The sequence below is a fragment of the Cellvibrio sp. ARAG 10.3 genome (assembly GCF_051846955.1).
In the GTDB taxonomy this organism is placed as follows: Bacteria; Pseudomonadota; Gammaproteobacteria; order Pseudomonadales; family Cellvibrionaceae; genus Cellvibrio.
The window spans coordinates 201,002-218,495 of record NZ_JBPYCU010000001.1 but is presented as its reverse complement, the minus strand read 5'-3'; the positions used below and the strand labels follow the sequence as shown (position 1 = coordinate 218,495).

The following is a 17,494-nucleotide window of genomic DNA, read 5'->3' as shown; positions in this document are numbered from 1 at the left end:
TTTTTATGAGCAATGATGTAGATCGTTTAACCGACCAGCAAAAACAGCAGCGCCGGGGTCGTCTTCAGGCAGCCGCCATTATGTTGATTGTTATCCTGCCGATGATAATTGCTTACAGTGTGTATTACACCGGTGTTGGAATACCGAAGGGCACGGTTAATAAAGGCCAATTAATTGATCCCCCGCAGCAGATTGATGATCTGCCGTTGCAGACACCCGATGGCGAAGCCTGGCGAGTCAGCGAACAGGCCAAGCGATGGCGCTGGATTATTCCCGGCTATGCAAGTTGCAATGAACAATGCCAGAAAAACCTTTACCTGACCCGGCAGGTCCATATTCGCCTCGCGGAAAAATCCGGGCGTGTTGAGCGTCTCTACTTGTTGCTCGATGACCATATTGACGCAGCCACACTGGAATTTATTCACACCGAACATCCCCATGTGCCCATCGTAAAAGCCCCGGCAGATGCGGTAAAAGAATTATTTGCCCAAACCAATTTACCACCCGATGCGATTGCCGCCGGTCACTATTTCCTGATGGATCAGGAAGGCTTTGTCATGATGTCCTATACACCGCTGGATCAAGGCAAGGACTTGCTCGACGATATCAAGCGCATGCTCAAATATTCTTACGAGGAGTAGATCCGGTGTGGCATAACAATCCATTATCCAGTGCATACCGTTGGGGTTTGATCGCTACTGCTATCGCCTGTGTAGTTGTGGTCCTGGGTGCATTTACACGCTTGTCTGATGCAGGCCTCGGGTGCCCGGATTGGCCAGGTTGTTATGGACACCTGACCTGGCCGAAGAGCGACGCTGCAGTAGCGCGTGCCGAAGCTCGCTTTCCGGAGTTTCCGGTAGAGCACGATAAAACCTGGCCAGAGATGGTCCATCGTTACTTTGCCGGTTTTCTCGGCCTGATCATTCTGGGAATTACAATTTCGACCTGGCGTTGGTCGGTGAAGACGCCGCATCAATCCTATCCGCGCAAACACGCGTTGGGCTTGTTATTTCTGGTGATCATCCAGGGCTTGTTTGGCATGTGGACAGTGACCTTGAAGTTATGGCCACAAGTGGTCACCGCACATCTTTTGGGTGGTTTCGCAACGCTCAGTTTGTTGTGGTTATTTACCTTGCGCTGCGCTGGTACTCAATGGCAGCTTCCCGGTGACAAACATCGCCAACTATCCGGTTTAAAATGGCTGGCGTTGGTAACGTTACTGGTGGTCATTACCCAGATAGCTTTGGGTGGTTGGACCAGCTCAAATTACGCCGCTCTGGCATGTACGGATTTGCCCACCTGCCACGGCGAATGGTGGCCGGCGATGGATTTCGAACATGCGTTTAATTTTGCGCAGAGTATCGGGCCTAACTATCTCGGTGGTTTACTGGAAAACGAAGCGCGTACGGCTATTCACGTGACCCATCGGCTGGGTGCCATAGTCGTGACGGTTCTCGTGTTGTTGTTATCCTGGAAATTAGTGCGCCTGGGCAGTTTTGTTACGCGTCCCATTGCGTGGCTATTAATGTTAGTGTTACTCATACAAATCAGCTTGGGGGTGACCAATATTCTGGGCTCATTACCCTTGGCTGTTGCCGTCGCCCATAATGCCGTGGGTGCGTTGTTATTGCTGGTGATGATCACATTGATGCATCGCTTGTTTACCGCTAAAAGTTGTTAACCGGATTCTGCGCAAGCAGAGGTAGTGAAATGAACAAAATTCCTGAAGGACAAACCGCCACACTGGCATCGGCCAGCTGGCGCGATTACTACGAATTGTGTAAGCCGCGCGTGGTGATGTTGATGATCCTGACTTCATTGATCGGTATGTTTCTCGCCGTACCGGGCATGGTTCCTCTGGATGTATTGATTATCGGCAATCTTGGCATTGCCTTATGTGCGGGATCAGCAGCAGCCGTCAATCATCTGGTGGATCGCCATATCGATAAAAAAATGGCGCGAACCTTTAATCGTCCCGTAGCCAAGGGACGTGTTGAACCAATGCAGGCGGCGCTTTTTGCGTTGGTGATCGGTGCGCTGGGTATGACGCTGTTGGTGGTATTTATCAACGTGCTGACCGCTGTACTTACGCTCGCGTCTCTGCTGGGTTATGCCGTCATCTACACCTTATTTTTGAAGCGCGCGACACCACAAAATATTGTTATTGGCGGCCTTGCCGGTGCTGCGCCACCTTTGCTTGGCTGGACGGCCGTTACCGGTGAAATCCACGGTCATGCGCTGCTATTGGTACTGATTATTTTTGCGTGGACACCGCCGCATTTCTGGGCTCTTGCAGTACACCGCAAAGATGAATATGCAAAAGCCGATATTCCGATGTTGCCGGTCACCCATGGTGAGGCTTACACCAAACTGCACATTTTGTTGTACACCATCATCATGATTATTGTGACGGTATTGCCTTACATCACCGGCATGTTTAACTGGTTATATTTGTTGGGCGCTTTGGTATTAGGTGCCGGATTTTTATATTGGGCACTGGCCATGATCTTTAGCAAAAAGCCTTCGGTAGGTATGGATACTTTTAAGTATTCCATTGTTTATTTGATGGCGTTGTTCCTCATTATGTTGCTCGACCACTATTTATTGCCCATGCCGCAACACCTTGAATTTAATCTCTAGCAGGTGAGTTTGTGACTGATACACCGGAAGACAACTTTGATCTCGCCAGCCGTCAACGCGGTATACGCAATACCGTTATTATTTTATTGCTGATAGTCGCAACGGTTATTGGTCTGATTGTGCACAAGGTGACGAAGCCGCGCATTTTGGATCAAATGGAACTGCGTGCCCAGGATGCCATTGTGTTTGATACTCCACGCCGTTTCAGTGATTTTGAATTAATTGATCATCACGGCGAGCCTTTTACGCGAGAAGATTTACAAGGCAAATGGTCGTTATTATTTTTTGGTTTCACTCAGTGCCCCGATATTTGTCCATTGACCCTGTTGGACCTCAGCCGCCTGATGCCGGCCTTGCCGCAAGAGATTGCCGATAATACCCAGGTTATTCTGGTGAGCCTGGATCCTGCGCGTGATAAGCCGGAAGTTCTGGCAGAATATGTAGCGGCTTTCAACAAGGATTTTATCGGCGTAACCGGTGAGTTTCTGACATTGCGACGTTTTGCCAACGAATTAAACGTTGCCTTCGCCAAGGTAACCCAGGGTGAGGATTATACGGTCGACCACAGCGGAAATATTGTGATTATCAATCCCATGGGCGATTACCACGGCTTCTTTAAACCTCCCTTCTCCGTAGAGAAACTGCAACTTACCTATACCTCGGTTGTGCGGGGCTTCGATCATTAAAAGAGGTTCGTAAAAGGCTTCTGATTGACCATATACAACTGGTATTTCCCCTGTGCTTGTTATAGTCTGATGTCGCTCTATTCAACTATGGGCAATATCAATAATCAACACAAAAGGGAATCGGTATGTCTTTTACTGCCTCAATTACTCGCGTTTCAGCCATTATTTTATCGTTGTTTTTTGTCTATGGTTGTGCAACACAAATTACTGAACAGCCTTCCAAAGTCACTCGCGCTACGGTCAATCTGGGCGAATATAAAAAAGTGGTCCTGGTTAAATCCGAAATCGCCAAACCCTACGCTAATCAATCCGCAAACATTAAGGCGGTCAATAAAATTGATGAGGTTTTAGCCTCCCGCCTTGGAGCAATTTTTGATGAGGTGGAGGTTAAGACTGCTCAGGAAGTGGCTGCGATGGATTTTTCAGCAATACAAGAACGGGATGTGTTGTTGATCAAGCCGCTAGTCAAGCAGGTTAAATTTATCGGCGGCGCTGCACGTTTCTGGGCTGGCGCAATGGCCGGCAGTTCGGTGGTGATTCTGGATGCATCATTTGAAGAAGCAAAGACGGGTAAGCAGTTAAGTAATCCCGGCTTCATACGCAAAGCTGGCGCTTATACTGACGCGTTTGGTGTAGCGTCCAACGCTATGCTCTCCGATGTAGCTCAGGATGTTGCTAACTACGCTATCGCCAACAAGTAATCGTATATCGTGAGTCTGGTTTAACCAGGCTCACGATGCTTCAGGCAACGTGACTTGCCACGAGCGAGTCTGCCAGATCTTCCTGCCATTGCACCTGATCGCTGTAATGCAATAACCGCATCTTGCCTTGATAATCCTCCACCAATGCGGTGCAGTTTTCAATCCAATCGCCAGTGTTCGCGTAGCGAATACCGTTCGCTTCAAACAGCGCAGGGTAATGGATATGACCGCAAATCACGCCGTCGAAACCGCGTCGCCGGGCTTCTTCCATGGCTTCGTTTTGATAGGTTTCAATCGCAGCCTTGGCGCCCTTGATGTTGCTTTTGATCAAGCCCGCAAGAGAAAAGTAAGGGCGACCCATCCATTTGCGGAACCGATTGGCCCAACGATTGATAAATAATAAAAAATTGTAGGCAATATCACCGCAAAAGCGCGTCAGCCAACTGAGATTGATGTAAGCATCCATGGCGTCGCCGTGCATGATCAATAAATGCTTGCCGTCAGCGGTGGTGTATTCATGTTCTAACGCAATTTCTATAGGCCCGAACAATTGGCCGCAAAAGTGCCGCATAGGTTCATCGTGATTCCCCGGCACATAAATAACGCGAGTGCCCTTGCTCGCGAGTTCATAGAATTTCAACATCACCTGATAATGCTTCGCCGGCCAACAAAAACGCCGCTTAAGCGCCCACAGATCAATAACGTCTCCAACAAGGTACAAGGTGTCGCATTTGATATCGCTGAGGAACTCCAACAAGTAATCTGCTTTGCAATCGCGGTAACCCAGGTGGATGTCGGATATCCAGATAGTGCGGGCACTGATGTGTTTTGCTGGTGGTCGGGGTTGGAGCTGGGGAGGAATGGAGGCTAGTGGGGTATTGCTGAGGTCATCGTTGCGCAAGGCTTGGCGGTATGCAGTCATGGTGCTGTTCCGTCGGGCTGTTTGCGCAAGTTTTACCCAGCCATGTGACGGCTTTGCAACAGGATGATGAAGATTTAATGACGAAAAGAACGACGGCAACAGTTAACCGGTATGTTGGGCACCTTTTGGATGAAGGATATCCGAGGGGTCAATATAAATGCCCTGGCTCGCCAGCGCATCCAACTGGCGGCGGTTTAACTCCATAGCGAAAGCGGTATAACAGCGTTTGACATCGGGCGCATGGGAGTTGGCACCGGCAATCAATAAATCGATGATACCTTGGGTTGTAGAAAGCTTGTGACGTTTACCTGTGTGATGATGCAGATGGTTGGCAAGTTGTTGAAGATGGAAAACAGCGGCTTGGGAAAAGATCAGGGTTTCCATAGTACATCCTTCCCTAGGCGGGACAGACTTCAGCCGTTACTGACTTTTTTGTTGTCTTGTAACAGCCAATCCAAAACCGCTTGGCGGCTTTCGAGCATGTTTTTGTAGGTTTGAACCACTACCGGGTTGGGATTGCGTTGTTGCTCGAGCAATTTCAACCGATCAGCGAGGAAGGTGATATCTGATTGAACCTTGATAGCAATCTCTTCGCTGTTAATGGCTTCATCACCAATGTTAAGTACGGCCATGATGCATGATCCTTGTGCGCTAAAATGTGGCCAGTTTGCTACAAACATGGGTGGGGGAATAGTGGCTAACGGCGGTAGATCGTGTGAGATATTGCTCACAGGGTAAATGCACTAAGCCGTTCGCTGTTTAGCTAGTGTCAGAATAAAAAAGGCGGTGGCGGATAACACAATGGATGGGCCGGCAGGTGTGTCCCAGAAAAACGAAGCGGCTAGTCCAGCACAAACTGCAAGGCAGCCAAGGAGGCTGGCGAGGATTGCCATGGATTCCGGTGTGTGGGTTAAACGACGGCTGGCGGCGGCGGGAATAATCAGCAGTGCAGTAATCAACAGTACCCCCACAACTTTCATGGCAATCGCAATAACTAATGCCATCAGCAACATCAGCGCCGTGCGCACGGCGGTGACTGGTACACCTTCAACCTGGGCCAATTCCTCATGAACCGTAATGGCGAGCAACGCCCGCCACAACCACATGAGTGCGGCTAACACGGCGAGAGCAACTAGCCAAACGGTAACGACATCAGTGAGATTAGCTGAGAGAATGTCGCCAAATAAATAGGACAATAGATCGATACGGCTTTCGCTGAACAAACTCACCGTCACAAGACCGAGCGCCAGGGTTGAGTGGGACAGGATGCCCAATAATGTATCGGTTGCCAGAAACCGGTTCTGTTGTAAGGCCACCAATATCAACGCCAGCAATAAACATCCCACGGCCACCGCCAGGTTTAAATTGATATCCAGTAAAAAACCAAAGGTGACGCCGAGGAGTGCCGAATGCGCCAGGGTATCGCCGAAATAAGCCATACGTCGCCATACGGCAAATGACCCTAAAGGTCCCGCCACCAGTGCCACGCCAAGACCGGATAACAATGCATAGAGTAAAAAATCAGGCATGATGATCGTGCTCACAATCAGCACTGTGACGATGGGAAATTATATTGCCGTGCGCATCATGCTGATGATCGTGATGATGCGTGTAAATTGCTACTTGTGGCTTAGGTGTATCGCCGAATAACGCCAGGTAAGCTGGATCGCTGGTCACCTTTTCCGGGTGGCCGTGACAACACACATGCTGGTTCAGGCACACGACAGTATCGGTGGTGGCCATGACCAGGTGCAGATCATGGGATACCAACAGCACGCCACATTGACGGCGCTTGCGTATTTCATTAATTAATCCATATAGCGCAGATTGCCCGGTTACATCGACGCCCTGGACGGGCTCGTCCAATACCAATAGCTGTGGATCGCGCAATAGCGCACGAGCCAATAGTACCCGCTGTGTTTCGCCGCCCGAAAGCGATTGCATCGTTGTCTGTTGCAAATGTGCAATACCGGTCAGCTGTAAGATGTCCTGTAGCTCAACTCTGGGAGCACCGCCTAAAGCAAGAAAGCGAGCCACGGTTAACGGAAGGCTTGCATCAATATGCAGGCGTTGCGGCATATAGCCGATTCGCAGATCAGCGCGACGCTCGATAACGCCCTCATCAATCCTGATTAAACCCAATACGCTGCGTACCAGCGTAGTTTTGCCTGCGCCATTGGGGCCGATCAAGGTGAGGATCTTTCCGGCTTCGAGTGTGAGATCCGCATTCTTCACCAGATAACGTTCACCCCGCCGAACGCCGACACCGCGTGCGCTGATCAAGGGGGCGCTCACGATGCACGCCCCTCCTTGAGCGCCTTGCCTGTACATGCCGGGCAAACACCCATGACTTCCAGAGAGTGGGTTTCCACAACGAAGCCAGCATCTTTGGCAGACGACTGGATATCCTGCGTCAGTTTGTTGTTATCCAGCTCAACAGCAGTATCGCACAGGCGACAAATCAGGAAATGACTTTGGTGTTTTTTTTCCGGCGAAGGGCAACCGATAAACGCATTCAGCCCATTGATACGATGGACCAGTCCCTGCTCAAGTAGAAAATCCAGTGCGCGATACACCGTCGGCGGGGCTACCCGGCGTGTGGACGCAGAGGCGAGCATTTCCATCAGCGTATAAGCCCCGAGGGGTTTATGGTTTTGCCAGATCAGCTCGAGCACCTGCTCACGTAAAGAAGTCAGGCGCACGCCGCGGCTCTCACATAAATGACGTGCAGATACCATGGCGTCTTTGATGCAATGGCTGTGATTATGATGGCTATAAGCTAGCGGTGTTTTTTCCATAGCGAAGCGGTGATTCCGGTGAGCTGGCGGTGACCAAGTATGTTACTCTATAACAATCCTCGGCACTACCAGTTGTGGCAGTTATGGACATTACCGGTAAATAGACACCACTGGTTTAGGCGTTACTAATCATCCCCCTCTTGCACGGTATCGACGTTTCTATGTTTCTCCTCCGCTTGCCCAGAATCTTCAGCCACCTTCCGCTTATTTTATGGTTGGTTTTGCCAACAATGGCTGTGGCGGACATCAAGGTGGTGACCAGTATCAAGCCCCTGGCGCTGATCGCAAAGGAAATAGCGGGCGATAAAGTGAGTGTGGAAAATTTGTTGTCGGTAAAGGCATCGCCCCATGATTATCCGTTACGGGTATCGGATATCCGTCGCCTGCAAGACGCGGATCTGGTGCTTTGGGTTGGGCCAAGTCTGGAAACCTTCTTGCAGCGTCCATTGAATAATCTTGCATCAAACAAGCATCTCGCTGTTTACGATCTTCCTGGTATGAATTGGCCGGAAGGTGAGTCGCATTCACATGCCAGTGCAGCAGGCCATCAACATCATGGGCACGATCCGCACGTTTGGCTAGACCCGCGCAATGCGACGATCATTGCCGAGGGGTTAGCAAAAAAATTAAGCGAGATCGATCCTGCGTCTTCCATGTTTTATGCAAACAATGTCAAAAAATTTTCCATTGCCATTAAGGAATTGGATCAGCATTTGATGAAAATCCTGACGCCAGCGAGAGGAAAGGGTTTTGCGGTGTATCACGAAGGTTATCTGCATTTTGTGGAACATTATGATTTACAGCAATTGGCTTACGTGACCTTTACGCCGGAGCGCCGCCCCGGTGCAAAACATTTGTATGAGCTACGGCAGCAATTAAATAACCGTGCGACCTGTCTTTTTATAGAGCCTTATTACGACATGCGTATTGCTACCGACTTGGCGCAAGAATTAAATTTAAAGGTCGCCATTCTCGATCCTATTGGCGAGCCGGAAATAAAAACCTATAAACAATTATTGGAAAAGATGGCGCAAGCTTTTTTAGCTTGCCTTGCGAATAGCTCCGTTACGGGAGAAGTGTAGCGGTACGCGCAACGTAACACCGCGTTCGGATAAAGATTCGATTTGGCGCTTGTTTAGCTCCATTACGAAAGCATCGTAAGATTCCCGTACATTGGCATCCTGTGCCAGCGCAGCGGCTTTCAATAAATCAAGAATACCTTCCGGTGTAGCCAGTTTGTGTCGCACGCCACTGTAATGGTAATAGTGACTACCTAGCTGTTGTAAACGAAAAATAGCGGACTGCGAGAAGATCAGAGTATCCATAAAAATTCCTTTGCTATTCAAACACGATTAGCGATTGCCAGAAATTGGTACATCCAGTCTCTCTAACGACAACCTCAGCGCAAGAGTTGTTCACAGTGTAGGTGAATAATGAAGAGTTTCAGGGCGGTAGCTCACTTAATAAGCACTAAATGTCAAATTTGTGATGCAAATAAAAAAAGAACCCTGTGTTTTCTGCACAAAAGGAAATAAGTGCCGACACAGGGTTAATCACGAGGAGAAAAAGGATCAATAAAAATCCGGTTGTGATGAGATAAACCGGATAAATAAAATTAGTAATTCAGTTGGTTTTTAAATTTTTCTTCCAGATTTTTTTCCAATTTGGCATTGAGTTTTTCGTTCAATGCATCAGTCTTTTCAGCCAGGATATCAGTGTGACGTTGTTCGGCATTGGTTTCAGCCTTGTCCAGCGTCCAGCTCAATGTGCTACCAGTTTCTGCGGCTGCAATCGTCAGATTTGAATAAGCTGCAGCATCATCAGCCAGTGCATTAGTTGTCAGTACCAAAGCTGCAACGATAAAAGCGAGTTTTTTCATGTTTTCGTCCTCCGTGGGGATGTTTGCCTTTGAGGTGGTCCGGTGTCCCCGGGTTAGCCTCTTGTTTGTTACTTGATGTTACTCATGGTAACACATTTATTATTTTGCGCTAGTGGTATTTCAAAAAAGTTTAATTTCAATGATGGTTTTGTGAATAAATACCGATACTTAAGGCCCTATTTACATGTTGGAGATCAGGTTTGGCGTCGGGTAACACAAAGGTAACACTTTGTCAGAGGCATTATTGATACCGAGGTCGTCGGTTCATCCGAACAGATATTTGGGTGAGCGCGCCGGTGAGGGGAGGTTGGCCGCCCCGGTGGGTGTTTTGGTGTATCCTGCGGCTTTCTTCGTTTATGCCTGTCCTCCGGGACAGATAACTTCCCCTGAACAAAAGAACGATGATCCATGGCTCGAAATGATTTTCCTGTGGCGCCCCTGGTGCTGGTAGACGGCTCCTCCTATTTATATCGCGCTTATCACGCGTTACCCCCCCTCACGAATTCCAAAGGGCAACCTACGGGGGCGGTGAAAGGGGTAATCAACATGTTGCGCCGTTTGCGTAAAGATTATCCGCAAAGCCCGATTGCGGTTGTCTTTGATGCGAAAGGAAAAACCTTTCGTGACGAGCTATTTGCCGAATACAAGGCAAACAGGCCTCCGATGCCCGATGACCTGCGACCCCAGGTTCAGCCGATTCATGACATTGTCACAGCCATGGGCTTGCCCCTGTTGGTGGTGGAAGGTGTAGAGGCGGATGACGTCATTGGGACGCTTGCTCGACAGGCGGCAGAAAAGTCCCATCCGGTGATCATCTCCACCGGCGATAAAGATATGGCTCAGCTGGTATGCGAGCATGTGCATTTGGTCAACACCATGACGGAAAGCTACCTTGATGCACCGGGGGTAAAGGAAAAATATGGATTCGGCCCTGAATTAATGATCGATTTTCTCGCCCTGATGGGCGACAAAATTGACAATATTCCCGGTGTTCCGGGGGTGGGCGAGAAAACTGCTCTTGGCCTGATTCAGGGGTTAGGTGGGCTTGATGCTATTTATGCGAATCTCGAGGCCGTGCGCACGCTGGATTTTCGCGGGGCAAAGAAAATGCCGGAGAAACTCCAGGAGCATCGTGACCAGGCGTTCCTCTCCTATCAGCTCGCAACTATCAAAACCGATGTACCTTTAGCGGTAACACCGGAATCCATCCATATCGGTCAGCCAGATAACCAGCGCCTGCTGTCGTTGTTTAAGGAATTGGAGTTTAAAAGCTGGGTGGCAGAGCTGAGCGACGCCGAGGTGGCGTCCACTGAGGATTTATTTGAGGCTCCAGCGACAACGCCGGAGAGCCCCGATGTGCCCTTGGCTTCTATTGAAACCCGTTACGACACTATCACTGATATGGCCATCCTGGAAAAGTGGATTGCCCGCTTATCCGATGTTGATCTCTTTGCATTCGATACCGAAACCACCAGCCTCGACGCCATGCAGGCGAGAATTGTCGGTGTTTCTTTCGCAGTAGCCCCGGGAGAGGCCGCTTATGTTCCCTGTGGCCACGATTACCTCAATGCTCCGGAGCAGCTTGACCTGAATACGGTTTTGCGAGCGCTTAAACCGTTATTGGAAGACGCGGGCCGCCAAAAGGTGGGGCAAAACCTGAAGTATGATCGTAGCGTGTTGTTGAACCACAACATCAAGCTGGTGGGAATTGCCTATGACACCATGCTGGAATCTTATGTGCTCAATTCCATTGGCAGCCGACATAACATGGATGACCTTGCGCAAAAGTATCTTGATCACACCACCATACTTTTCGAGGACATTGCTGGCAAAGGGGCGAAGCAGCTCACCTTTAATCAAATCACGGTAGAGGACGCCGCGCCTTATGCTGCGGAAGATGCCGACATTACCTTGCGTCTGCACCAGCGCCTGTGGCCGGAGTTGGAGGCAATTCCGTCGCTACAACGGGTGTTCACCGACATCGAGATGCCATTGGTTCCGGTGCTGTCGAATATTGAGCGCAACGGCGCTTTGGTGGATGCCAAGCTGCTGGGGCAGCAAAGCATTGAGCTGGGCGAGCGCATGGTAGAACTGGAGCGCAAGGCATACGACATCGCGGGGCAGGAGTTTAACCTTGGGTCGCCCAAGCAACTGGGCGCTATCCTGTTTGATCAGTTAAAGCTCCCGGTCATCAAGAAGACGCCGACGGGGTCACCCTCGACTGCGGAAGAGGTATTGCAGGAGTTGGCACTGGATTATCCCTTGCCCAAGGTACTGATGGAATACCGCATGCTCGCGAAACTCAAGTCCACCTATACCGATAAGCTGCCGCTGATGATTAATCCGCAAACCAAACGGATCCATACGTCATATCACCAGGCAGTCGCTGCTACAGGTCGGCTTTCGTCCACCGACCCCAACCTGCAAAACATCCCAATCCGCAATGAAGAAGGGCGCCGCATTCGTCAGGCCTTTATCGCACCGACCGGCCACAAAATTGTGGCGGCTGACTATTCGCAGATTGAGCTGCGTATCATGGCGCACCTGTCGGAAGACGCGGGGCTATTGAATGCTTTCGAACAGGAGCTGGATGTACACCGCGCTACCGCGGCGGAAGTGTTCGGAGTAGGATTGGACCAAGTAACGCCGGAGATGCGCCGCAGTGCCAAAGCAATTAACTTCGGGTTGATCTACGGCATGTCGGCCTTCGGTCTTGCCAAACAACTGCGTCTGGGGCGTAACGAGGCACAACAATATATCGATCGTTACTTTGAGCGCTATCCCGGCGTCCACCGTTATATGAATGAAACACGTTCCCTGGCCCATGAACAGGGCTATGTTGAAACCCTGTTTGGGCGGCGGCTCTACTTGCCGGACATTAATGCGCGCAATAAAAATCTACAGTTGGCTGCAGAGCGCACGGCCATCAATGCACCGATGCAGGGAACGGCGGCCGACATCATCAAAACGGCCATGATCAGTGTCGATAGCTGGCTGACCGAAAGCCAGCTGGATGCGCGCATCATCATGCAGGTCCACGATGAATTGGTGCTGGAAGTGGCAGAGGCTCATATCGACGTCGTCAGTAAAGCCGTCAGGCAACATATGTCTGCCGCCGCTACGTTAAAGGTACCCCTATTGGTTGAGGTGGGGGTGGGGAACAACTGGGATGAGGCGCATTAAACCCCCCGGAGAAGATCTGACCGAGCCGTCAGAAAAATTTTGTCAGGAGGGTGAACTTATTAAACTGTCCTTATGTCATAGAAATGTGTGTTTTATGTTCATGAGCTAACTCCTCCCCCTGATTGGCTTTTTAAGCCAGCTAAGCCTTCTAAGTATCAAGCGAAGCAACCCCGATGATAAATCGGGGTTTTTTTTGGGCGAAATTCAGCAATTTCCGGTGAAAACTGGCGGAAATGTCGACATCTGCATGGTTTCAATAAAAAATTTAACGACCGTTGAACTTAATGATCCGGCCGTCGGTCGTAAATTTTGAACGCAAGTGGTGGCTACTCCCCATAGCTTCTGTAACCGCTTCAACTGACATCACCCCAAGGGTGTCAGTCCTTTACTCCGGTGATCTTCCTCTTGAATCACCGGATTTTTTTTGTCCGCAGATTAGAGGGAGGCTGGAGCGTGTTCGGCGTTATCCAGGGTGAGCCAGGACTGCAGTTGGTTTTGTAACTCTTCAATACCAGTGCGTTTTAATGCAGAAAAACATTGGATGCTGATACGGTTTGCGATACCTGCTGCTTTCAATTCTTTGATGACCGCCTGACGCACATTGTTGGCCGGGCCGCGATTCAGCTTATCCGCCTTGGTCAGCAAGATATGGACGGGCATATCGGCATCGATAGCCCAACGAATCATTGTGGCATCGAAATCCTGAAGTGGATGGCGAATGTCCATCAAGAGTATCAGGCCGCGCAGACATTGGCGTTTTTGCAAGTACTCAGACAAATTCCGCTGCCATTCTTCTTTCATGTCGCGAGACACCTTGGCATAACCATAGCCCGGCAGGTCCACCAGGCGCTGTGTATCCGAGAGATTGAAGAAGTTGATCAACTGGGTGCGACCGGGCGTTTTGCTGGTACGCGCCAACTTGCTGTTGGTTAATGCATTGATTGCGCTGGACTTTCCAGCGTTAGAGCGACCTGCGAAGGCCACTTCGACACCCGTCTCCGGTGGGCATTCGCGCAAGCTTGGAGCGCTTTTGGTGAAATAGGCCTTGCTAAAAACAATGTCGCTGCACATAAAGCCCTGCAAAATGGTGTGTTATTAAACGGTTGGTATATAATGCGAACCGCTTCTAATGGCCGTTCCCGCATCGGGGGCGGAATTGTAGCCTGAGCATAACAGGCAAGGCCATTAAGGCCGCTCAAGAAATCGTCGTGATTGTAACGAAACATAATCAGAACAACGGGTTAGCCAATGAAAAATTTACTGAAGCATGCACTTTTTTCGCTGGGATTGATGGCCATTGCGCAATGCGCATTCGCGGCCGGTGATGCCAAAGCGGGTGCAGATAAAGTAGCGGTGTGTGCCGCTTGTCATGGTTCTGATGGCAACAGCCCTCTGCCAACCTTCCCCAAACTCGCCGGCCTGGGTGAGCGCTACCTCTATAAACAACTGCAGGATATCCAGGTGTGGGATCTTGAAACTGATGCCGCCAAAAAGCCGACTATTGGTCGTGCGGTGCCTGAGATGACCGGTATGCTCAGCAACCTGAGCGACCAGGATCTGCAAGATATTGCAGCCTATTTTGCCGGCCAGACTATTCAGTTAAGTGGGGCAAAAGATTTACAGGTAAAAGTGAATTCGGGAATTATGGTCGATGGTCTGGAGCTGGGCGAGCGGATTTATCGTGCGGGTAACCTGGCTAATGGTGTGCCGGCCTGTACCGGTTGCCACGCGCCGGATGGTCACGGTAATGCCCCGGCGGGTTTCCCCCGTTTGAGCGGTCAATATGCTGAATATGTTGAAAAGCAACTGGTTGCATTCCGCGGTGGAAATCGCACCAATGACGGTGATCAGATGATCATGCGCCTGGTGGCAGAAAAGATGAGTGATGCTGAAATCAAAGCTGTGGCCAACTTTGTTGCTGGCCTTAATTAATGGGTTTGATTTAATTCCGTAAATAAAAAGGCGACCTGGGTCGCCTTTTTTACTATCAGAGGTTCGGTTTCAGAACATTTTCAGTATTTTACGCAATGCCGCTTACGCTATGGCTTGCTTTTGATAGCGGAACTTGAATAACCTTCCTGGTTCTATAGTGCGTGCGGCAGCGTACATTTAACTCTATTCGATAACAACGGAGTAAATCCTATGCGTTTTCTGGTGGCCCTTTTTGCCGTTTTTCTCTCTCTTGCAGCCTGTGCTGAACAATCATCCAAGCAGGAATATGTCGCTGGCGAGCATTACATTGTGCTCGAACAACCGGTAAGAACCATTGATCCGAAGAAAATTGAAGTAGCCGAAGTATTTTCTTACCACTGCGGTCACTGCTTCAATTTCGAACCTGCGTTGCAAGCCTGGAAGAAACAACAGCCGGATGACGTCGTTGTTGTACAAACCCACGCAATCTGGAATTCACAAATGGAAAATCTGGCGCGCGCCTTTTACACCATCAAAGCATTGAAGATCGAAGACAAGGCGCATATGGCAATCTTTAATGCAATTCACCTTGAACGCAAAAATTTCAACACCCCGGACCAGTGGGCTGAATTCTTATCGGGTTTCGGCACTGATAAAGCCGATGTACTGAAGACGTTTAATTCGTTTGGTGTGACCAGCCAAATAAAACAGGCTGATGCACGGGCGCGCGGTTATGGTATTACCGGAACGCCGGAAATCGTTGTTAACGGCAAGTACCGCATCAGCAGCTCCAAGTTGAGTGGCCAAGGCGAAATGCTGAAAGTAGCTGATTTCCTTATTGAAAAAGAGCGCGCTGCACTCTAATCCCTACGCAACAACTCACTAACTGCCCGCCGGCTCCTGCGTTTTCATGTGCAGGAACCGGTGGGCAGTGTCGTTTTGGACGAGCGTGTTTCGATGAAGTACGTCTATAATCATAGGCACAGAAAAACGACAGAACAGGCTTCATCATGGTAGATCGCCCGGACGATACCACTCATCACACAAACTGGCGTGACAAATATCTGGATGCGCTGGATACCCAGGAAGCGATAGAACAACAGCGGGAACTCCTCCGGCGGGCGCTGGTACGCCTCAGTGTGTCGGCGGATGGACACAATGACTCGCTCGATGATGCGCTGGACGGCTTGCGCCATGCATTGCGTAAAGATAATCCTCTTAATACCGGTGATCTTCAAAAAGTATTTGATCAACTTGACCAGGCAGTGGTCAGGTTTGAACAGCATCGCGAAGAAACGGGGCGGCAAATGAGTCAGGCATTAACGGACATCCTGCGGCCTTTCCATAATCGACCCCTGTCTCGTGCGTTAAAAAAAGATATTGGGAATTATCTGGCGCAGATCCCCGGTCACAGTGAAAAAATTCGTTTATATCCTGCGCTGCTGGAACACCTGGCTCAATTACAACAGCGAGTTTTTGAGGAGCTCCAGCAGCCTGCTGCGGGCATTCTGCAAAAATTATTCGGCAACACTGCCGCGACAGCAACGGCAAATTCTGAAGACCCTGAAATAAAAAGCCCTGAAGTAAATGGCGGTGCAACGCCTTCAGATGTTGCACAAGCCCCGGTTCACCACTTGGCGACTCATTCTGGTGTGATGTCCTCTACGCCGGCCCAGGAAATCATCGTGAGTAATGTCAGCCAGGTATTGAGCGATATGCTCGATAAAGTTGATGTACCGGACGCTATTGCTCCCGATGTGGAAATTATTCGCCAACGGCTACACCAGGGGCTGACAACGGATAATGTGATTACCACCCTGGAGCATGTCCGTGACTTGATGGTGGAAGCCTATCTGGCGGCCAACCAGGCCTTCGCTAATTACCTCAACAATGTAAACCAGGAGCTGGCTGATATTTATCGTGTGATCGGTGGTGTCGCCGAGCATCAGGCTTCGCGTTGCGAAGTCTCGCGTAATTTGCAGGATTCAATGATGCAACAGGTGGCTAGCCTGGAAACCCATGTGGCAACAGCAACGGAGCTGAATCAATTAAAAGCGCAAGTTACCTCGCAACTGGGTAACATTCGTCAGGCATTGGATACCTTTCAACACAGCGAACAGGATCAGCAACGATTGACCGGCCAGTTACAAACGCTGGCAGAAAAAATCAAAGCGATGGAGGAAGATGCCGAGCGTAATCGGAATGCAATGGAAAAGCATCGTTACAAAGCGCTGCATGATCCATTAACTGAATTACCCAATCGCGAAGCTTACAACGAACGCGTGGAAGCTGAGTGGCAACGGTGGCAGCGCTACGATCATCCGTTAACCCTGGCAGTTTGCGATCTCGATCATTTTAAAAAAATAAATGATAACTTTGGCCACCAGGCGGGTGATCGGGTGTTGAAGGTTATCAGTCGCTCTATCGCAAAACGGTTGCGCGAGGTGGATTTTTTCGGCCGCTATGGCGGAGAAGAATTTGTCGTCATCATGCCGGAAACGCCGCTGGACAAAGCGGTGGCAGTACTGGAAAAAATTCGCGCCGCCATCGCGAATACAGCATTCAACTATAAAGAAGAACCACTGGCTATTACCTTGTCTATGGGTATTACCGAATTTCGTCCGGGAGACACCACGGATAGCGTCTTTGCCCGTGCGGATCGCGCGCTTTATAGCGCCAAGGCGGGTGGGCGTAACCGCTGCGTAGTCGCAGAATAACGGCCCGAGTCTCGCCATTTGATCACTGGATCAGTTGTCAGTACAAGAAACTGCGTT

The 17,494-nt window shown here is 49.9% G+C and carries 19 protein-coding genes; 10 read left to right on the top strand and 9 right to left on the bottom strand.

The features are described 5' to 3' along the window. Nucleotides 1–5: 5 nt before the first annotated feature. The 5 genes from ACSV5M_RS00850 to ACSV5M_RS00830 all read left to right on the top strand — a co-directional run bounded on the left by ACSV5M_RS00850 (nt 6) and on the right by ACSV5M_RS00830 (nt 4,027). Nucleotides 6–641, top strand: coding sequence for a hypothetical protein (locus ACSV5M_RS00850; RefSeq protein WP_439173496.1), 636 nt, complete (start codon nt 6–8; stop codon nt 639–641). A gap of 5 nt (nt 642–646) precedes the next feature. Continuing rightward, entirely contained in the window at nt 647–1,681 is a 1,035-nt protein-coding gene (locus tag ACSV5M_RS00845; protein ID WP_439173494.1) for a COX15/CtaA family protein, read from the top strand. A 29-nt stretch (nt 1,682–1,710) separates the two neighbouring features. Next, a complete protein-coding gene (gene cyoE / locus ACSV5M_RS00840) occupies nt 1,711–2,640 on the top strand; it encodes a heme o synthase (protein WP_439173492.1) in 930 nt (309 codons plus the stop codon). A gap of 11 nt (nt 2,641–2,651) precedes the next feature. Further along, nucleotides 2,652–3,326, top strand: coding sequence for an SCO family protein (locus ACSV5M_RS00835; RefSeq protein WP_439173490.1), 675 nt, complete (start codon nt 2,652–2,654; stop codon nt 3,324–3,326). Between the two features lie 125 nt (nt 3,327–3,451). After that, a complete protein-coding gene (locus ACSV5M_RS00830) occupies nt 3,452–4,027 on the top strand; it encodes a hypothetical protein (protein ID WP_439173488.1) in 576 nt (191 codons plus the stop codon). A gap of 40 nt (nt 4,028–4,067) precedes the next feature. Here ACSV5M_RS00830 and ACSV5M_RS00825 read toward each other — a convergent pair whose 3' ends face one another. The 6 genes from ACSV5M_RS00825 to ACSV5M_RS00800 form a co-directional block, all read right to left on the bottom strand. Continuing rightward, the gene (locus ACSV5M_RS00825) at nt 4,068–4,949 is read right to left on the bottom strand and encodes a UDP-2,3-diacylglucosamine diphosphatase (protein ID WP_439173486.1); all 882 of its coding nucleotides are present in this window, start codon (nt 4,947–4,949) and stop codon (nt 4,068–4,070) included. Between the two features lie 102 nt (nt 4,950–5,051). Continuing rightward, nucleotides 5,052–5,333 carry a hypothetical protein gene (locus ACSV5M_RS00820; RefSeq protein WP_439173484.1) on the bottom strand — a complete coding sequence of 94 codons (282 nt, stop codon included), beginning with the start codon at nt 5,331–5,333 and terminating at the stop codon, nt 5,052–5,054. Nucleotides 5,334–5,362: 29 nt separating this feature from the next. Beyond that, nucleotides 5,363–5,581, bottom strand: a complete 219-nt coding sequence (locus ACSV5M_RS00815) for a hypothetical protein (protein WP_087467295.1) — start codon at nt 5,579–5,581, stop codon at nt 5,363–5,365. Nucleotides 5,582–5,692: 111 nt separating this feature from the next. After that, on the bottom strand, nt 5,693–6,478 hold the full coding sequence (gene znuB / locus ACSV5M_RS00810) for a zinc ABC transporter permease subunit ZnuB (protein ID WP_439173483.1): 786 nt from the start codon (nt 6,476–6,478) through the stop codon (nt 5,693–5,695). Next, nucleotides 6,471–7,244 (bottom strand): zinc ABC transporter ATP-binding protein ZnuC, encoded by a 774-nt coding sequence (gene znuC, locus ACSV5M_RS00805; RefSeq protein WP_439173482.1) that lies wholly within the window; start codon nt 7,242–7,244, stop codon nt 6,471–6,473. Before znuC ends, znuB begins: the two co-directional genes overlap by 8 nt. Continuing rightward, entirely contained in the window at nt 7,241–7,747 is a 507-nt protein-coding gene (locus ACSV5M_RS00800) for a Fur family transcriptional regulator (RefSeq protein ID WP_439173480.1), read from the bottom strand. Before ACSV5M_RS00800 ends, znuC begins: the two co-directional genes overlap by 4 nt. A 230-nt stretch (nt 7,748–7,977) precedes the next feature. On the opposite strand from ACSV5M_RS00800, the gene ACSV5M_RS00795 reads away from it, so the two are divergent. Further along, nucleotides 7,978–8,829, top strand: a complete 852-nt coding sequence (locus ACSV5M_RS00795) for a zinc ABC transporter substrate-binding protein (protein WP_439174017.1) — start codon at nt 7,978–7,980, stop codon at nt 8,827–8,829. Here the strand turns inward: ACSV5M_RS00795 and ACSV5M_RS00790 are convergent. Both ACSV5M_RS00790 and ACSV5M_RS00785 read right to left on the bottom strand, forming a co-directional pair. Beyond that, nucleotides 8,788–9,072, bottom strand: a complete 285-nt coding sequence (locus ACSV5M_RS00790) for a hypothetical protein (protein WP_439173479.1) — start codon at nt 9,070–9,072, stop codon at nt 8,788–8,790. The genes ACSV5M_RS00795 and ACSV5M_RS00790 overlap by 42 nt on opposite strands. Nucleotides 9,073–9,362: 290 nt before the next feature. Continuing rightward, entirely contained in the window at nt 9,363–9,626 is a 264-nt protein-coding gene (locus tag ACSV5M_RS00785) for a hypothetical protein (RefSeq protein WP_439173478.1), read from the bottom strand. Nucleotides 9,627–10,034: 408 nt separating this feature from the next. On the opposite strand from ACSV5M_RS00785, the gene polA reads away from it, so the two are divergent. Beyond that, nucleotides 10,035–12,809, top strand: a complete 2,775-nt coding sequence (polA, locus tag ACSV5M_RS00780; RefSeq protein WP_439173476.1) for a DNA polymerase I — start codon at nt 10,035–10,037, stop codon at nt 12,807–12,809. Between the two features lie 435 nt (nt 12,810–13,244). Here polA and yihA read toward each other — a convergent pair whose 3' ends face one another. Further along, on the bottom strand, nt 13,245–13,880 hold the full coding sequence (yihA, locus tag ACSV5M_RS00775) for a ribosome biogenesis GTP-binding protein YihA/YsxC (protein WP_439173475.1): 636 nt from the start codon (nt 13,878–13,880) through the stop codon (nt 13,245–13,247). A gap of 177 nt (nt 13,881–14,057) precedes the next feature. On the opposite strand from yihA, the gene ACSV5M_RS00770 reads away from it, so the two are divergent. The 3 genes from ACSV5M_RS00770 to ACSV5M_RS00760 all read left to right on the top strand — a co-directional run bounded on the left by ACSV5M_RS00770 (nt 14,058) and on the right by ACSV5M_RS00760 (nt 17,437). Next, nucleotides 14,058–14,741 (top strand): c-type cytochrome, encoded by a 684-nt coding sequence (locus ACSV5M_RS00770; RefSeq protein WP_439173474.1) that lies wholly within the window; start codon nt 14,058–14,060, stop codon nt 14,739–14,741. Nucleotides 14,742–14,951: 210 nt separating this feature from the next. Then, complete coding sequence (locus ACSV5M_RS00765; RefSeq protein ID WP_439173473.1) at nt 14,952–15,584, top strand: thiol:disulfide interchange protein DsbA/DsbL; 633 nt, start codon at nt 14,952–14,954, stop codon at nt 15,582–15,584. A gap of 146 nt (nt 15,585–15,730) precedes the next feature. After that, on the top strand, nt 15,731–17,437 hold the full coding sequence (locus tag ACSV5M_RS00760; protein WP_439173471.1) for a GGDEF domain-containing protein: 1,707 nt from the start codon (nt 15,731–15,733) through the stop codon (nt 17,435–17,437). Nucleotides 17,438–17,494: the final 57 nt, after the last annotated feature.